This is a genomic window from Sphingopyxis sp. EU05-FHT14B03 (assembly GCF_058790875.1).
Window position 1 is genome coordinate 511,208 of record NZ_JBYTDC010000002.1, and the last position, 16,400, is coordinate 527,607.

Annotated in this window: 13 protein-coding genes; 11 read left to right on the forward strand and 2 right to left on the reverse strand. The window is 66.0% G+C overall.

What is annotated here, in order from left to right:
• Nucleotides 1-196: 196 nt before the first annotated feature.
• Both trpE and AC3WS4_RS11595 read right to left on the reverse strand, forming a co-directional pair.
• Nucleotides 197-1,714 (reverse strand): anthranilate synthase component I, encoded by a 1,518-nt coding sequence (trpE, locus tag AC3WS4_RS11590; protein WP_492738588.1) that lies wholly within the window; start codon nucleotides 1,712-1,714, stop codon nucleotides 197-199.
• Nucleotides 1,715-1,716: 2 nt separating this feature from the next.
• Nucleotides 1,717-3,666, reverse strand: a complete 1,950-nt coding sequence (locus AC3WS4_RS11595; RefSeq protein ID WP_492738587.1) for a peptidylprolyl isomerase — start codon at nucleotides 3,664-3,666, stop codon at nucleotides 1,717-1,719.
• 178 nt (nucleotides 3,667-3,844) lie between these two features.
• On the opposite strand from AC3WS4_RS11595, the gene tpiA reads away from it, so the two are divergent.
• The 11 genes from tpiA (at nucleotide 3,845) to AC3WS4_RS11650 (ending at nucleotide 16,355) form a co-directional block, all read left to right on the forward strand.
• Nucleotides 3,845-4,597, forward strand: coding sequence for a triose-phosphate isomerase (tpiA, locus tag AC3WS4_RS11600; protein ID WP_492738585.1), 753 nt, complete (start codon nucleotides 3,845-3,847; stop codon nucleotides 4,595-4,597).
• A 225-nt stretch (nucleotides 4,598-4,822) separates the two neighbouring features.
• On the forward strand, nucleotides 4,823-5,263 hold the full coding sequence (secG, locus tag AC3WS4_RS11605; protein ID WP_443028037.1) for a preprotein translocase subunit SecG: 441 nt from the start codon (nucleotides 4,823-4,825) through the stop codon (nucleotides 5,261-5,263).
• 118 nt (nucleotides 5,264-5,381) lie between these two features.
• Complete coding sequence (gene pyrG, locus AC3WS4_RS11610) at nucleotides 5,382-7,013, forward strand: CTP synthase (protein ID WP_492738582.1); 1,632 nt, start codon at nucleotides 5,382-5,384, stop codon at nucleotides 7,011-7,013.
• Nucleotides 7,014-7,040: 27 nt separating this feature from the next.
• The gene (locus AC3WS4_RS11615; RefSeq protein ID WP_056347846.1) at nucleotides 7,041-7,727 is read left to right on the forward strand and encodes a Crp/Fnr family transcriptional regulator; all 687 of its coding nucleotides are present in this window, start codon (nucleotides 7,041-7,043) and stop codon (nucleotides 7,725-7,727) included.
• A 336-nt stretch (nucleotides 7,728-8,063) separates the two neighbouring features.
• Entirely contained in the window at nucleotides 8,064-9,314 is a 1,251-nt protein-coding gene (locus AC3WS4_RS11620) for a lipoprotein-releasing ABC transporter permease subunit (RefSeq protein WP_187141530.1), read from the forward strand.
• On the forward strand, nucleotides 9,307-10,026 hold the full coding sequence (locus AC3WS4_RS11625; protein WP_187141531.1) for an ABC transporter ATP-binding protein: 720 nt from the start codon (nucleotides 9,307-9,309) through the stop codon (nucleotides 10,024-10,026). Before AC3WS4_RS11620 ends, AC3WS4_RS11625 begins: the two co-directional genes overlap by 8 nt.
• On the forward strand, nucleotides 10,013-10,489 hold the full coding sequence (locus AC3WS4_RS11630) for a glutathione peroxidase (protein ID WP_187141532.1): 477 nt from the start codon (nucleotides 10,013-10,015) through the stop codon (nucleotides 10,487-10,489). Before AC3WS4_RS11625 ends, AC3WS4_RS11630 begins: the two co-directional genes overlap by 14 nt.
• A gap of 10 nt (nucleotides 10,490-10,499) precedes the next feature.
• Entirely contained in the window at nucleotides 10,500-10,697 is a 198-nt protein-coding gene (locus tag AC3WS4_RS11635; RefSeq protein ID WP_492738579.1) for a hypothetical protein, read from the forward strand.
• A 57-nt stretch (nucleotides 10,698-10,754) separates the two neighbouring features.
• Entirely contained in the window at nucleotides 10,755-14,243 is a 3,489-nt protein-coding gene (dnaE, locus tag AC3WS4_RS11640) for a DNA polymerase III subunit alpha (RefSeq protein ID WP_492738577.1), read from the forward strand.
• A 4-nt stretch (nucleotides 14,244-14,247) separates the two neighbouring features.
• The gene (locus tag AC3WS4_RS11645) at nucleotides 14,248-14,655 is read left to right on the forward strand and encodes a GFA family protein (RefSeq protein ID WP_492738576.1); all 408 of its coding nucleotides are present in this window, start codon (nucleotides 14,248-14,250) and stop codon (nucleotides 14,653-14,655) included.
• Between the two features lie 95 nt (nucleotides 14,656-14,750).
• Nucleotides 14,751-16,355: a long-chain fatty acid--CoA ligase gene (locus AC3WS4_RS11650; RefSeq protein ID WP_492738574.1), complete on the forward strand. Its 1,605-nt coding sequence runs from the start codon at nucleotides 14,751-14,753 to the stop codon at nucleotides 16,353-16,355.
• Nucleotides 16,356-16,400: the final 45 nt, after the last annotated feature.

Consider the following 16,400-nt stretch of genomic DNA (forward strand, 5'->3'; position numbering starts at 1 on the left):
TGGTCGTGAGCTGCCTTAAATCCTCGTCATGCTGAACTTGTTTCAGCATCCATGGCCGGACTTTTCGTTCGGCACCTCGTTCGTCGAAAGGGCAGGCCATGGATCCCGGATCAAGTCCGGGATGACGAAAGATGAGATGATAGCGATCGGTCGCCGCCCGGCTGACCCTATCGGACGGATCAAATGGTGCCGGCGCTCACTGCCCATACCCCGGCATGCCCGCCAGCCGTACCGCCTCGCGTGCCGCCGCGAACAGCGCGCCGGCCTTCGCCTCGCACTCGCGCTGTTCGTAGGCGGGGTCGCTGTCGGCGACGATGCCGGCACCGGCCTGGACGTGCATTTCGCCGTCCTTGACGATCGCGGTGCGCAGCACGATGCAGCTGTCCATATTGCCGTCGGGGGCGAAATAGCCGACGCCGCCCGCGTAAGGCCCGCGCGCGTCGGCCTCGAGTTCGGCGATGATCTGGCAGGCGCGGACCTTCGGCGCGCCGCTGACCGTGCCAGCCGGGAAGCCCGCGAACAGCGCGTCGATCGCATCCTTGTCGGGCGCGATGCGGCCGATGACGTTCGATACGATGTGCATGACATGGCTGTAGAATTCGACGGTGTAGCTGTCGGTCACCGCGACGCTGCCGCCGATTGCCGCGCGGCCGACGTCGTTGCGGCCGAGGTCGAGCAGCATCAGATGCTCGGCGCGCTCCTTGGGATCGGCGAGCAGCGATTCGCGGTTATACGCGTCCTCGGCGCTGGTTCGCCCGCGCGGGCGGGTGCCCGCGATCGGGCGGATGGTGATCTCGCCGTCGCGGACGCGGACGAGGATTTCGGGCGACGAGCCGATCAGCGCGAAGCCGGGAAGGTCGAGGAAATAGAGGAAGGGTGACGGGTTGATGCGGCGGAGCGCGCGATAGAGGTCGAAGGGCGGCAGGTCGAACGGGGTCGAGAAGCGCTGCGACAGCACGACCTGGAAGATGTCGCCCGCGGCGATATAGTCCTTCGCGGTCGCCACCATTGCGGCGAAATGCTCGGGCGTGGTCGCGGGATTGGCGGCGATGGTCGCCGGGTCGGTCAGCGTGGTCGCGTGCTCGGCATGCGGACTGCCGGTCGCGAGGCGCGCGGCGATGGCGTCGAGCTTGTCCTGCGCGGCGTCGATCGCGCGGTCGATCGGCGCATCGTCGTCGGGCCAGATCGGGGCGATCAGGAAAAGTTCGTCGGCGAGCCGGTCGAAGACGAGGATCACCGTCGGGCGTACGAAGACCATGTCGGGCAGGCCGAGCCCGGCGCCCGGCGCGCGCGGGATGCGCTCGACGAGGCCGATGGTTTCATAGGCGAAGAAGCCGACCAGCGTCGCGAGCGCCTTGGGCAGCGCGTCGGGCACATCGAAACGGCATTCGGCGACGAGGTCGCGCAGCGCTTGCAGCGCCGGAGCGACGACGGGTGCGAAATTTTCGCGGTCACGCTGCCAGTCGCGGTTGATGCGCGCGGCGTCGCCGCGTACCTCGAACATCAAATCGGGATCGAGCCCGATCAGGCTGTAACGGCCGCGCGTTTCGCCGCTTTCGACCGATTCGAGCACCCAGTCGCCGCGTCCCGGCGCGATCAGCTTGAGCGCCGCCGACACCGGGGTTTCGACATCGGCGATCAGCCGCTGCCAGACGACCGCGCCGCGGCCCCCGGCCAGCGCTTCGAGCGCGGCAGCTCTACCCTCCAGGCTCACCCTTATTCGGCGACCGGTGCGTCGCCGGTCAGCTCCTTGCGCAGCTGGTCGATCAGCTTCTGGTTGAGCTTGACCCCGACGCGCTTGCGGGCGTCCTGCATCATCTGGGCGACGAGTTCGTTGCCGAAGGCCGGGCCGAGCGGGCCGGCGATCGCGGCGACGCGTTCGGGCTGGATATCCTTCGGGTTCGGACGCTCGACCTTGCCGAGCGCGATCACCATCCAGCCGCGGTTGCCGGGGATTTCGAGCGTCTTGACGCTGCCCTGTGCCATCGAGAAGAGCAGGGCGAGTTCGGGGGGCACGCGCTGGCCGCCCGCGCCGAGTTCGGCGCGAAGCCCGCCGATCGTCTGGACGTTGCCGATGTTCGGCCCGGCGGCGCGCACCGCGTCGGCGAAGCTCTGCTTGCCGTCGACCGCCTTGACGATCGCGCGCGCCTTGTCGCGGGCGACCTTCTGGCCCTGTGCGAGCTTCCAGTCGGCGAGGAGGTCGGCGCGGATCTGCGCGAAGGGCGGCGGCGCCGCGGGGACGATCGACTTGATCGCATAGACGGCGAATTTCTCGTTCTCGACCAGCGTCGCGAGATGGGTCTCGCCCGCGTCGCTGCCCTGGAACGCCTGGCTGATCATCGGCGCGAGGTCGGCCGCGAGCGCGAAGGCGGGCTGCGCCGGCGCCCGGCCGCTGGGCAGCAAGGCCGGGGTTTCGACGAGCGTGAGCTTGCGGTCGGTGGTGATCTCGTCGATCGACACGCCCTCGTTCACCGCGTCCTGAACGCCGTTGTAGAAACTGATGATCGCCTCTTCGGCCTTGCTCTTTTGAAGCTGGGCGCGGATTTCGGGGGTGGCGTCGGCGAGCGTCTTGGCCGGTGTCGCGGTGATCGTCTCGACCTGCGCGATGGTCCAGCCGAGGCCGGTCTGTGTCGGGCCGAGGATGTCGCCGCGCTTGGCGGCGAAGGCGGCCTTGGCGGCGGCGCTGTTGGTCATGCCCGAATAGGCGGTCAGCGTGACGTCGCCCGACGAACCGGCGGTGAGGCCGGCGGCCTGCGCGGCGGCGGCGATCGACGAACCGCCGCGAACCTTGGCCGCGATGCTGTTCGCGCTCGCCTGGTCGGGCGCGATGACCTGCGCGAAGCGGCGCGTCTCGGTCGCGGCGAAGCGCGCGGCGTTTGCCTTGTAGATGTCGGCGATTTCCTTGTCGGTCACCGCCGCGACCGGCGCGATGCTGCGGTCGAACACTGCATATTGCAGCACGCGGCGCTCGGGAATGCTGAAGCGGGCGCGATTCTCGCCCAGATATTTCTGCAGCACCGCGTCGCCCGGATCGGCGGTCGGGGCGAAGCTGCTGGAGGGAATATAGGTCGCCTGGCCCTCGCGCCGTTCGAGCAGCAGCGCGGCATAGGGCTGCGCCATGGCGGGCGCGACGCGCGGCATGCTGCCGACCGGGACCGCGAGCTGTTCGGCGTAAATCTGCTGCGCGATGTCGCTGCGCAGCGCGGCTTCGGTGATGTTGTTCTGGCGCAGGAACGCGTCGAACACCGTCTTGTCGAAATTGCCCGATACGCCCTTGAACACCGGCAGGTCGGCGATGCGGCTGTCGATCAGGCGCTTGCTGATCCCCAAGCCGAGGGTGTCGGCATATTGGGTGAAGGCCGCGCCGTCGATGAGCTGGTCGAGCGTCTGCTGGAGCCCGCCGGCCTCGACAAAGGCGTCGATCGTCAGGGTCGGCTGGTCGCGGCGTGCCTGATCGAACGAGCGGCGCACCTGGTCGCGTAGTTCGGCATAACCGATGTCGGTATCGCCGACGCGCGCGACATTGGAGCCGCCGACCCCGCCGCCGAGCGGCGAATTGCCGCCGATATCGCCGAGCGCGAAGGCAACGCCGACGAGCGCGACGAAAGCGAGGGCGAGAATCTTGCCGATCGTGGAGGAAAAGAGGCTGCGGATCGCGGTAATCATCGAAGGGGCAATCTTTCGAATAGGGTGCGCGGGCGCGCAATTCGGTGCGGCTTTAGGCGGGTCGGGCAGCGGCATCAAGGCGCGAAAGTGGCCCGGCGCGCCGCAGGCGCGTCTTGCCTAGCGCCATCGCCCGCCGCTAGGGGCGTCGCAACCGGAACAACAGCGAGAGGAAATGGCGATGGCGCGGCGCAAATATGTGGTCGGCAACTGGAAGATGAACGGCGTGTCGGCATCGCTCGCCGAGGCGCAGGCGATCTTCGCCGCCGCCGCCGGGCACAAGGCGGTCGATGTCGCGCTTTGCCCGCCCTTCACGCTGATCGGCGCGATGGTCGCCGCGGTGCCGGGCGGAGCGGTCGGCGGGCAGGATTGCCACAGCGCCGCATCGGGCGCCTTCACCGGGTCGGTCGCCGCTGCGATGCTGGCCGATGCCGGCGCCAGCCTGGTGATCGTCGGACACAGCGAACGCCGCGAAGGATGCGGCGAGAGCGACCAGGATGTAAAAGCGAAGGCCGAGGCGGCGCTGGGCGCCGGACTCGATGTCATCCTGTGCGTCGGCGAGCCGCGCACGGTCCGCGAATCGGGCGGTGCGATCGACCATGTGCTGGCGCAGGTGCGGGAATCGCTGCCCGACAGTTTCGATCCGACGCGGCTCGCGATCGCCTATGAACCGATCTGGGCGATCGGCACCGGGCTGGTACCGACGACCGAGGATGTCGCGGCGATGCACGGATCGATCCGCGCCGCGCTATCCGCGCGGATCGGCACGGGATCGGACGTGCTGCGGCTGCTCTATGGCGGGTCGGTCAATGGCGACAATGCCGCCGAACTGCTGGGCGCCGGCGACGTCGACGGCGCGCTGGTCGGCGGGGCGAGCCTGACGGCGGGCAAGTTCCTGCCGATCGTCGCGGCGGGAGGGAGCCTCTCTCAATAGGCTTCCAAGTCCGTTCGCATCGAGCGCGGTCGAGATGCCGATCGGTCGCGCGCGGTCGCGGGGTGTCTCGACTTCGCTCGACACGAATGGGAAAGGGGAGGGCCGACAGCATCGTTTTTCTTGCGTGGACCCTGGCTGGTCCTTGCGGGTTGAAGATTTCGCGCGCCATCTCTATGTGCACCGCCAGATTGGCCCATTTGCGGCACCCCGTTTCAGGATGATATGATGTCGAACCTCTTCACCTTCCTGCTTGTCGTCCAGGCCGTCGTGGCGGCCGCGATGATCGGCGTCATCCTGATGCAAAAGTCGGAAGGTGGCGGGCTTGGTGTCGGTGGCAGCCCCGCGGGTCTGTTGTCGGCGCGCGGCGCGGCCGATTTCATGACGCGCGCCACGACGATCCTCGCGACGGCGTTCGTCGGCCTGTCGATCGTGCTCGCCGCCATGGCTTCGGTCGGCGGTTCGGGCAGCACCACGCTCGACACCTCGCTGTCGAAATCGGCGCAGCCCGCAAGCGGCGCGGCGACCGGGCTGACCGCCCCGGCGCAGGCCCCCGCGAACGGCGCCCCGGCGCAGGCACTGCCGAGCGACGATCCGCTGGCCGCCGCCGCGGCGGCCGCCGCGGCCGACACGCCCCCCGCCGCACCGCCGGCTCCCGCCAAGAAATAAGCGGCGGCGCCGCAAGGCGCCTCCCGCTGCCCGCATTCGTGCGCGGCGGAATTATTTCCGCCGTTTGCGATTCGACGGCTTGCGCCGTCCCCCTCCTGTTGAGTAAGTCTTTCCTCCCATGGCGCGGTTCATTTTTATCACCGGCGGCGTGGTCTCCTCGCTTGGCAAAGGTTTGATGGCGGCAAGCCTCGCGGCTTTGCTGCAAGCGCGCGGCTATCGCGTCCGTATCCGGAAATTCGATCCCTATCTGAACGTCGATCCGGGGACGATGTCGCCCTATCAGCATGGCGAAGTCTATGTGACCGACGACGGCGCCGAGACCGACCTCGATCTCGGCCATTACGAGCGCTTCACCGGCGTCGCGGCGCGGCAGAGCGATAACGTCACCTCGGGCCGCATCTATCAGCAGATCATCACCAAGGAACGCCGCGGCGACTATCTGGGCGCGACGGTGCAGGTCGTCCCGCACGTCACCGACGCGATCAAGGCGTTCGCGCGGACCGACATCGACGACCTCGATTTCGTGCTGTGCGAAATCGGCGGCACGGTCGGCGACATCGAATCGCTGCCGTTCATCGAGGCGATCCGCCAGCTGCGCAACGAGGAAGGCCGCGACAAGACGCTGTCGGTCCATGTCACGCTGGTGCCGTACATCGCCGCCGCGGGCGAATTGAAGACCAAGCCGACCCAGCACAGCGTGCGCGAACTCGCGTCGCTGGGCGTCCAGCCCGACATCCTGCTCTGCCGCTGCGAAAAGCCGCTGCCCGATGGCGAGCGCGCCAAGATCGCGCAATTCTGCAACGTGCGGAAGGAAGCGGTGATCCCCGCGCTCGACGCCGACAGCATCTATTCGGTGCCGGTGCAATATCATGGCGAAGGCCTCGACAACGAAGTGCTGCGCCATTTCGGCATCCACGACGCGCCCGACCCCGACCTGACGCGCTGGTTCGACATCATGGACCGCAAGCAGCACCCCGAGGGCGAAGTGACGATCGGCGTCGTTGGCAAATATGTCTCGCTGCCCGATGCGTACAAGAGCCTGAACGAGGCGCTGGTCCATGGCGGCATGGCGAACCGGGTCAAGGTCAACATCCGCTGGCTCGACGCCGAGATGTTCGAAAGCGGCGAGGATCTCGCCGCCAATCTCGAGCCGCTGCACGGCATCCTCGTCCCCGGCGGCTTCGGCGAACGCGGGTCGGAGGGCAAGATTTCGAGCGTGCGTTTCGCGCGCGAACGGAATGTGCCCTTCTTCGGCATCTGCCTTGGCATGCAGATGGCGTGCATCGAGGGCGCGCGCAACACGAGCGGCATCGCGGCGGCATCGAGCACCGAATTCGGCAAGACCGACGAGCCGGTGGTCGGCATGATCACCGAATGGATGAGCGATGAGGGGCTGCAGCAGCGCGGCGCCGACACCGACCTTGGCGGTACGATGCGGCTGGGCGCCTATGAAGCGAAGCTGTCGCCGAACAGCCATGTCGCGGCGGTCTATGGCGCCAATGCGATCAGCGAGCGCCACCGCCACCGCTACGAGGTCAACGGCGCCTATCGCGAGCGGCTCGAATCGGGCGGTCTCGTTTTTTCGGGCATGTCGCCCGACGGCATGCTACCCGAAATCGTCGAGCGGCCGGATCACCCCTGGTTTATCGGGGTGCAATTCCATCCGGAACTCAAATCGAAACCCTTCGATCCGCACCCGCTGTTCGCCGGGTTCATCGAAGCGGCGGTGAAGCACAGCCGGCTGGTCTGACGCCGGGCAACAGGGGCAACGGGGCTTATGGATCACGCGAAACTCGCCGAGCTACAGGGTCCCGACAGCATATTTTCCGGCCTGTCGGTCGAGGATTGGGCCGACATCGCGAGCCGCGCGGTGCAGATCAACTTCGTCAAGGGCAGGGAATTGCTCGTCCAGGGCGATCCCGGCGACATGATGCTGATCCTGACCGAAGGCACGGCGCGCGTGTCGATGCTGACCGCCGGGGGACGCGAGATCGTGCTCGCCTATGCCGAGCCGGGCGCGGTGCTGGGCGAGATCGCGCTGCTCGACGGCGGCGAGCGCACCGCTTCGGTCACCGCGACGAGCGCCGGCAGCGCGCTCCAGCTTGGCCGCAACGCGCTGCGCGATTTTGCCACCAGCCACCCCGATTTCGCCTGGTCGTTGATGCAGCAGCTGGCGCGGCGGCTGCGCACCGCCGACCAGACGATCGAAAGCGATCGCGCCTATGCGTCGGGGCCGCGGCTGGCGCGCTACCTCAAGCGCCTGATTCGCAAGGACAGCATCGAGACGACGCACCGCGTCGAGCTCAGCCAGACCGAACTCGGCAATTTCGCGGGGATGAGCCGCGAGCATATCAATCGCCAATTGCGCAGCTGGGAGGAATCGGGAGTCATCTCGCTCGAACAGGGGCGGGTGCGCGTGCTCGATACCGACATGCTTGAGGATATCAGCGAGAGCGAGGGGTAGAATCACAACGCCCGGGCCTCGATCTCGAGACCCGGGCGCCTGTGACGAACTACCGCCATCCCCCTTTGCGTGGACGAGGCGAAGCGTCCACACTCCCTGAAACCGGGCCTTTAGCCGCGTGATCCAGAAGTCATCGGGCTAGGCTCCCGGGCGCCGCTTGTCACCCTCTGGCAGTTAGCTTGCGATGCTTTTGCGCAGCCCTGTGGCCGATGAGCAACAGATTTTGCGAATCGCTCGCAAGGACTCCCCGCTTACGGCGCCCATTGCCAGCAACCGGGAGGCCCCCTAAAGCGGCGCTATGACGGCATTTTCCAGCGCGTTTGACGGACCGACCCTATGATCCTGCGTCCCTATGAACGCACCATCTTCAAACGTTATCTGCTTCCGGCGCGCGGCGAGGGGTTCATCTTCGTCGCCGCGTCGTTCAGCTTCGTCGCGGTGATGCTCGGCGTCGCGGCGCTCGTCATCGTGATGAGCGTCGTGAACGGGGTGCGCGGCGAGTTGTTCGACAAGATCGTCGGGCTCAACGGCCATGCGGTGGTGCAGGGCTTTGGCGGCCGCATCGATAATTGGCGCGACGTGCTGAAAGAGGTACGCGCGACGCCCGGGGTGACGTCGGCGACGCCGATCATCGAACAACCGCTGCTGACCACCTTCAACGGCCGGGTCGAGGGCGTTGCGGTGCGCGGCATGCTGGTCGACGACATCCGCAAGAACGACGTGCTGAAGGGCGAGGTGCTGCAGGGCAATCTCAATCGCCTCACCGACGGGTCGGGCGAGGTGGCGCTGGGGTCCGAACTGGCGCGCAATCTGGGCGCGAACGTCGGGTCGCAGATCACGATCATCAACCCCGCCGGGCGTTCGACCCCGTTCGGGACGGTGCCGCGCGAGATCAGCTATTCGGTCGGGGCGATCTTCGAGATCGGGGTCTATGACTTCGACAAAAGCTATATCATCATGCCGATGGCCGATGCGCAGTTGCTGCTGCTGACCGGCGACCAGATCGGAATCATCAAGGTTCAGACCGAAAATGCCGACAAGGTCGGCGAAATCCTCGCGCCGCTGTCGCAAAAACTCGCGGCGACGGCGATCGTCGCCGACTGGCGGTCGACCAACAGCAGCCTGTTCGAGGCGCTGGAGGTCGAGCGCGTCGCGCTGTTCGTGATCCTGTCGCTGATCATCCTCGTCGCGGCGTTCAACATCGTGTCGTCGCTGATCATGCTGGTGCGCGCCAAGACGCGCGACATCGCGATCATCCGCACGATGGGCGCGCCGCGCGATTCGGTGCTGCGCATCTTCGTCGCGATCGGCGTGGCGATCGGGGTCGGCGGGACGCTGGTCGGGCTGATCCTCGGCTTTGTCGCGCTCTATTTCCGCAAGGGGATATTGAACGGGATCGGCTATTTGTCGGGGCAGAATCTGTGGGATCCATCGGTGCGGTTCCTGACCGAATTGCCGTCGAAACCCAATCCGGTCGAGATCGGGGTGGTGGTGGTGATGACGATCGTCTTCAGCTTCCTCGCGACGCTCTATCCGGCGTTCAAGGCGGCGAATACCGATCCGGTGCAGGTGCTGCGTTATGAATGATATTTTGCAGCTGACAGCGCTGACGCGCCACTTCGAACAGGGCGGCGCGCGCATCGATGTGCTGCGCGGCATCGATGCGCGGTTGCGTCCGGGGGAGATCGTGGCGCTGCTTGGCCCTTCAGGGTCGGGCAAGTCGACCTTGCTGCAGGCGGTCGGGCTGCTCGAAGGCGGCTTTGGCGGCAAGATCATGATCGACGGCGAGGATGCGACGCGCTTCGACCAGGGCGAGCGCACCAAGACGCGGCGCGAGAAGATCGGCTTCGTCTATCAGTTCCACCACCTGCTGCCCGATTTCAACGCGATCGAGAATGTCGTGCTGCCGCAACTCATCCGCGGCGCGAAGCAAGCCGAGGCGGAGGCGCGTGCCGAGGAACTGTTGACCCGGCTGGGGCTGGGCGAGCGGTTGCATCATAAGCCGAGCAAGCTGTCGGGCGGCGAGCAGCAACGCGTCGCGGTCGCGCGTGCGCTGGCCAACCGGCCTTTGCTGGTGCTCGCAGACGAGCCGACCGGCAATCTCGACGAGGCGACCGCGGACCGGGTGTTCGACCAGTTCGTCGCGCTGGTGCGCGACAATGGATCGGCGGCGCTGGTCGCGACGCACAACGAGCGGCTCGCGGCGCGGATGGACCGCGTCCTGCGGCTGCACGAAGGGCGGATCGAGGAAGAAATCATCATGGCGGATCTGAGGGGAGGGCGAGATGGGACTTTATGATCTTTCGGCAAAGCTGCCGGGCGGCGGCACGCAATCGCTGGGCGATTATCAGGGCAAGGTGCTGCTGATCGTCAACACCGCGTCGAAATGCGGTTTCACCCCGCAATATGAGGGGCTGGAGGAATTGTACCGCGACTATAAGGATCGAGGGCTCGAAATCCTCGCCTTTCCGTGCAACCAGTTCGGCGCGCAGGAGCCCGGCGATGCGGCGGAAATCGCGAATTTCTGTTCCTTGACCTATGACGTGTCCTTTCCGCTCATGGCGAAGATCGACGTCAATGGCAGCGATGCCGACCCGATCTTCAAGCATTTGAAGAAGGAGCAGACCGGTCTGCTCGGCAGCGGGATCAAGTGGAATTTCACCAAGTTCCTGGTCGGCCGCGACGGCAAGGTGGTGTCGCGCCATGCGCCGACGACCAAGCCCGAAGCGCTGCGCAAAGAGATCGAGGAATTGCTGGGCTGAGGAGTAGCCGGTGGCGGGGATGAAGCGGACGACGCGGATGGTCCTGAAGCGGTTCGCGATCATCTGCGCATGGCTTGCCGTCTATTTTGTGGTGCGCGAAAATTTCGGGTGGACAGGCGTTCTCCTGCTCGTGCCGGTCGCCTTCGCGATCGGATATGTCGTGCCGATGATCGCGCGGAAATGGGCGGAGCGCGACGCGATTAAATGAGTGCGGGAGACCGTATCGGGCCTTCCCCGAATCGTCACATATGCCTAGCGTCATTCGATGGCCTACAGCCCCTTTGTCCCCCTGCGCGTCTTTTCCAGTTACACGATGCTGGAGGGGGCGATCGACCCGAAAGCCATTGCGAAAGCGGCGCGCGAGCGCGGATTTCCGGCGGTAGCGATCTGCGACCGCAACGGGCTGTACGGCGCGATGGCGTTCGGCGAGGCGTGCAAGGCGGCGGGCGTCCAGCCGATCGTTGGCATATTCCTCAGCGTCGCGCGGCCCGGGCCGCGACTCGCCAATGGCGCACCGCAGATCGACTGGATCGCGCTCTATGCGCAGGACGAGGCGGGCTATAACAATCTTTGCGCGCTGGTGTCCGATGCGCATCTCGGCCGCCCGGTCGACCAGGATCCGCATGTCACCTTCGCCAAGCTCGCGGGACGCACCGATGGGTTGATCTGCCTGACTGGCGGCGGGGAGGGCGCGCTCGTGAAATTGCTCGCGGGCGAACAGAAGACGGCGGCGGACGATTATATTGAACAGCTCGAAGCGCTGTTCGGCGGGCGGCTCTATATCGAGCTGTCGCGGCGCGGCGATGCGGCCGAGAAGGCGGCCGAAAAGGCGCTGATCGACATGGCCTATGCGCGCGCGCTGCCGATCGTCGCGACCAACCCGGCGTCGTTCGTCGAGCCGCAATTCCACGCCGCGCATGACGCGATGCTGTGCATCGCGCAATCGGCCTATGTCGAGAGCGAGGACCGGCGCGTGTCGAGCCCCGAAGCCTGGCTGAAGCCCGCAGAGGCGATGGAAGACGCGTTCTCGGATTTGCCCGAGGCGATGCGCAACAGCCTTGTCATTGCACAGCGCTGCGCCTTCATGGCACCCAAACGCGCGCCGATCCTGCCCAGCCTCGCCGGCGACCGCGAGGGCGAGGCGGCGCAGCTTGCTGTCGATGCGCGCGCGGGGTTGGAGGCGCGGCTGGCGCTTTATCCCGAGCTTAGCGCCGAAGAGCGGCAGGCCTATGTCGAACGCCTCGATTTCGAGGTCGGGGTCATCGTCCAGATGGGCTTTCCCGGTTACTTCCTGATCGTGGCCGACTTCATCAAATGGGCCAAGGCGCATGACATCCCGGTCGGGCCGGGGCGCGGGTCGGGCGCGGGCAGCGTCGTCGCCTGGGCGCTGACGATCACCGACCTCGACCCGCTCAAGCTGGGGTTGCTGTTCGAACGCTTCCTCAATCCCGAACGCGTGTCGATGCCCGACTTCGATATCGACTTCTGCGAAACGCGGCGCGGCGAGGTGATCCGCTATGTGCAGGAGAAATATGGCCGCGATACCGTCGCGCAGATCATCACCTTTGGTAAGCTGAAGGCGCGGGCGGTGCTGAAGGACACCGGGCGCGTGCTCCAGATGAGCTATGGGCAGGTCGACCGGCTCGCGAAGCTGGTGCCCAACCATCCGACCGATCCCTGGACGCTCGAACGCGCGCTGAACGGCGTCGCCGAGCTGATGACCGAATATAAGCAGGACGACGGGGTGCGTCGGCTGTTCGACATGGCGCGCCAGCTCGAGGGCCTGCCGCGCCACAGTTCGACCCATGCCGCGGGCGTGGTGATCGGCGACCGGCCGCTCGACCAGCTCGTCCCGCTCTACCGCGATCCGCGCTCGGACATGCCGGTGACGCAGTTCGACATGAAATATGTCGAGAGCGCGGGGCTGGTGAAGTTCGACTTTCTCGGTCTCAAGACGTTGTCGGTGCTCAAGGAAGCGAAGCGCCTGCTCGCGCTGCGCGGGATCGACGTCGATCTCGATACGCTCGAATGGGACGATGTGGCCGTGTACGAGCTGCTCCAGCGCGGCGAGACGGTCGGGGTGTTCCAGCTGGAATCCGAAGGCATGCGGCGCACGCTGGCGGCGGTGAAGCCGACCAATTTCGGCGACATCATCGCGCTCGTCGCGCTGTATCGCCCGGGGCCGATGGACAATATCCCGCTGTTCGGCGCGCGCAAGAACGGGCGCGAGGCGATCGCCTATCCGCACCCGCTGCTCGAGGGTATCCTCGCCGAAACCTATGGCATCTTCGTCTATCAGGAACAGGTGATGCAGGCGGCGCAGATTCTCGCCGGCTACAGCCTCGGCGGCGCAGATTTGCTGCGCCGCGCGATGGGCAAGAAGGTCCAGGCAGAGATGGACGCGCAGCGCGAGACCTTCGTCACGGGCTGCGGCGAGCATAACCAGATCGCGCCCAAGGCGGCGAACGAGCTGTTCGACTTGATCGACAAATTTGCGGGCTATGGCTTCAACAAGAGCCACGCGGCGGCATATGCGCTGCTATCGTACCAGACGGCTTGGTTAAAAGCGCACCATCCGCACGAATTTTTCGCGGCATCGATGTCGTTCGACAGCCACCAGACCGACAAGCTTTCGATCTTCATCGACGATATGCGGCGGCTGGGCGTCGGCATCGCGCCGCCCTCGATCAACGACAGCGAGGCTGATTTTTCGGTCGGCGAAACCGATGATGGATTGGCGGTGCGCTATGCCCTCGGCGCGCTGAAGGGGGTCGGCGAGAAGGCGATGGAGGCGCTGGTCGCCGAGCGCCGCGCGCATGGCGACTTCGCGAGCCTCGATGATTTTGCCGGACGGATCGACCCCAAGCAGCTCAACCGCCGCCAGATCGAGGCACTCGCGGGCGGCGGGGCGTTCGACCCGGTCGAACCCGAACGGCCGCGCGCTTTTGCCGGGGCGGAGGCGTTGCTTGCCTGCGCCAACAGTTCGGCGCATGAGCGATCGACCGGGCAGGGCGGGTTGTTCGGCGGCGACATTGCGATCGCCCCGGCGCTGCAACTGCCGACCGCCGAACCCTGGACGCTCGGCGAGCGGATGACGCGCGAGAAGGAAGCGTTCGGTTTTTATTTCTCGGCGCATCCGGTCGAGAATTATGAGGCGATCATCGCTGCCCGTGGGGCGCGGAGTTACGGTGACATCTGCACGAATGTCGCGATGACCCCGGGAACACGCATCCCGATGATGATGGCGGCGATGGTCGAAAGCGCGCGCCCGCGCATGTCGCAGCGCGGCAATCGTTTCCTCAACCTGACGCTGTCCGACCGTAGCGGTCAGTTCCAGTCGAGCTGCTTCGACGAGCAGGCGGGCAAGATATTGGAAGCGCTGGCGGTCGACGGCGGCTGCGCGATGCTGAGCGTCGAACTCGATCTGCTCGAAGGCGAAGAGACGCCGCGCGTGACGGTGCGGGGGGCGCAGCCGCTTGCCGACATCGCCGCGACCGCCGCGCTGCAACTCGAATGCCGGATCGCGGCGGCGAGCGCGATCACCGACCTCGCGCGGCTTGCCGAGCAGCGCGACGATGCGCGCGGTACCATTATCATCACGACGCTCGACCCCGATACCGGTCTGGATATCCGGATCAACCTCGGGCGCCGCTTCGCGCTCGACCCCGACCTCGTCGCGCGGCTCGAAACGGTCGCCGGGGTGACTGATCCGAAGCTGTCGCTCGTCGCACCGCGCGATTTTCGGGTGCGCTAGCCCGATGACGCGAACGACCCGTGGCTCCTGCCTCTGCGGCGCCGTCCGCTTCGAGATTTCGGGCGAGTTTGACGCCTTTTTCCTCTGTCACTGCTCACGGTGCCGGAAGGATAGCGGCTCGGCGCACGCAGCGAACCTGTTCTCGTCGAGCGCGAGGATCGCCTGGCTGGCGGGGAAAGAGACCTCCAAATCCTGGCGCCTTCCCGGCACCCGCCACGAGCGGAGCTTTTGCAGCGAATGCGGCAGCGCGCTGCCGAGCGTGCAGATGGACGGCGCCATGCTTGTCGTGCCGGCGGGGAGCCTCGACGATCCGGTCGCCATCCGGCCGACCGCGCATATCAGCTGTGCGAGCCGCGCGGACTGGGATGTCGAACTGGAGCATGTCGCGAAACTGGACGGGCTGCCCGGCTGAGGCGCGCCGGTGACGGCAGCAAAATGCGCCTTTGGCCTTGCGCGGCGCGCCCTGCCGCCTCTATTCCAAGGCAAAATCACAAAGAGGATGCCCCTATGTCCATGCAAGGCCAGCCGTTACTCGTCACCAGCCTGATCGATCACGCCGCGCGCGAACATGCGTCGCGCGAAATCGTGTCGCGCTGGGCCGACGGCAGTGTGACGCGCTCGACCTGGGGCGAGGTGGGCAAGGATGCGCGGCGCTTCGCGGGGGCGATGGCGCGGCTGGGCATTGCCAAGGGCGACCGCATCGCGACGCTGGCGATGAACCATGGCCATCATCTGGTCAGCTGGTACGGCAGCGCGGGGTTGGGCGGGGTGTTGCACACCGTGAACCCGCGGCTGTTCGACGAGCAACTCGTTTACATCATCAACCACGCCGCGGATCGCGTGCTGTTGTTCGACGCGATGTTCCTGCCGATCGTCGAGCGACTGCGCGACCAGTTGCCGACGGTCGAGCATTTCATCCTGTTTGATGCGCCTGCGCAGGGCGATTATAAATCCTACCGCGATCTGATCGGCGCCGAGGACGGCCGTTTCGAGTGGGTCGACCTCGACGAACGCGATCCGGTCGGACTCTGTTACACCAGCGGCACGACGGGCAATCCGAAGGGTGTGCTCTATGAGCATCGCTCGAACGTCATCCACGCGATCACCGAGATCCAGCCCGATGTGTTCGACATGTCGAACCGCAGCGTGGTGCTGCCGATCGTGCCGATGTTCCATGCCAACAGCTGGGGAATCCCCTTCGCCGCCGCCACTGTCGGCGCGAAGCTGGTGTTTTCGGCGAGCAACGACGCGCAGGTCCTTTGCGACCTGATCCATAATGAAGGCGTGACGCACAGCGCGGGCGTGCCGACGGTGTGGATCGCGATGTTCGCGCATATGGACAAGACCGGCATGGGCTATGGCAAGCTCGCGCGGGTGATCATCGGCGGTTCGGCGTGCCCGCGCGCCATGATCGAACGCTTCATGAAGGACGATATCGAGGTCGCCCACGCGTGGGGGATGACCGAAACGTCGCCGATCGGCACCATGGGCAAGCGCCCGTGGAACTGGGACGCGATGAGCTTCGACGAAAAGGTCGACAATGTCGCCAAGCAGGGTTGCCCGCCCTTTGGTGTCGAGCTGCGGATCGTTGATGACGAGGACCAGATCCTGCCGCGCGACGGCGAGACGAGCGGACGGCTACAGATCCGAGGGCCGTGGATCATCCAGCGCTATTACCGCGCCGATGAGGATGCGGCCGACGAAGACGGCTGGTTCGACACCGGCGATGTCGCGCTGATCCACCCCGACGGGGTCATGCAGATCACCGACCGCGCCAAGGACGTCATCAAGTCGGGCGGCGAATGGATCAGCTCGATCGAATTGGAAAATGCCGCGCTCGGTGCACCGGGGGTGCAGGAGGCGGCGGCGGTCGGCGTCTATCACCCCAAATGGGACGAACGGCCGGTGCTGCTGGTTGTGAAGAAACCGGGGGCGGATGTCAGCGAGGCGAGCATTACCGCCTATCTGGGCGACAAGATCGCCAAATGGTGGCTGCCCGACGAGGTGATCTTCGTCGACGCCCTGCCGCACACCGCGACCGGCAAGCTGCTCAAGCGCCAGCTGCGCGAGGATTATAAGGACTATCGGCTGAAGTCGCTGGCTGCGGCGTGATTAAATAGGGACAGTCCCTATTAATTTTGCCGATGCCGGCGGGAT

Bases quoted from the DNA above. Each gene is read 5' to 3' on its own strand.
- AC3WS4_RS11595 (WP_492738587.1), bottom strand. From the start codon at position 3,666: ATGATTACCGCGATCCGCAGCCTCTTTTCCTCCACGATCGGCAAGATT.
- tpiA (WP_492738585.1), top strand. From the start codon at position 3,845: ATGGCGCGGCGCAAATATGTGGTCGGCAACTGGAAGATGAACGGCGTG.
- secG (WP_443028037.1), top strand. From the start codon at position 4,823: ATGTCGAACCTCTTCACCTTCCTGCTTGTCGTCCAGGCCGTCGTGGCG.
- pyrG (WP_492738582.1), top strand. From the start codon at position 5,382: ATGGCGCGGTTCATTTTTATCACCGGCGGCGTGGTCTCCTCGCTTGGC.
- AC3WS4_RS11615 (WP_056347846.1), top strand. From the start codon at position 7,041: ATGGATCACGCGAAACTCGCCGAGCTACAGGGTCCCGACAGCATATTT.
- AC3WS4_RS11620 (WP_187141530.1), top strand. From the start codon at position 8,064: ATGATCCTGCGTCCCTATGAACGCACCATCTTCAAACGTTATCTGCTT.
- AC3WS4_RS11625 (WP_187141531.1), top strand. From the start codon at position 9,307: ATGAATGATATTTTGCAGCTGACAGCGCTGACGCGCCACTTCGAACAG.
- AC3WS4_RS11630 (WP_187141532.1), top strand. From the start codon at position 10,013: ATGGGACTTTATGATCTTTCGGCAAAGCTGCCGGGCGGCGGCACGCAA.
- dnaE (WP_492738577.1), top strand. From the start codon at position 10,755: ATGGCCTACAGCCCCTTTGTCCCCCTGCGCGTCTTTTCCAGTTACACG.
- AC3WS4_RS11645 (WP_492738576.1), top strand. From the start codon at position 14,248: ATGACGCGAACGACCCGTGGCTCCTGCCTCTGCGGCGCCGTCCGCTTC.
- AC3WS4_RS11650 (WP_492738574.1), top strand. From the start codon at position 14,751: ATGTCCATGCAAGGCCAGCCGTTACTCGTCACCAGCCTGATCGATCAC.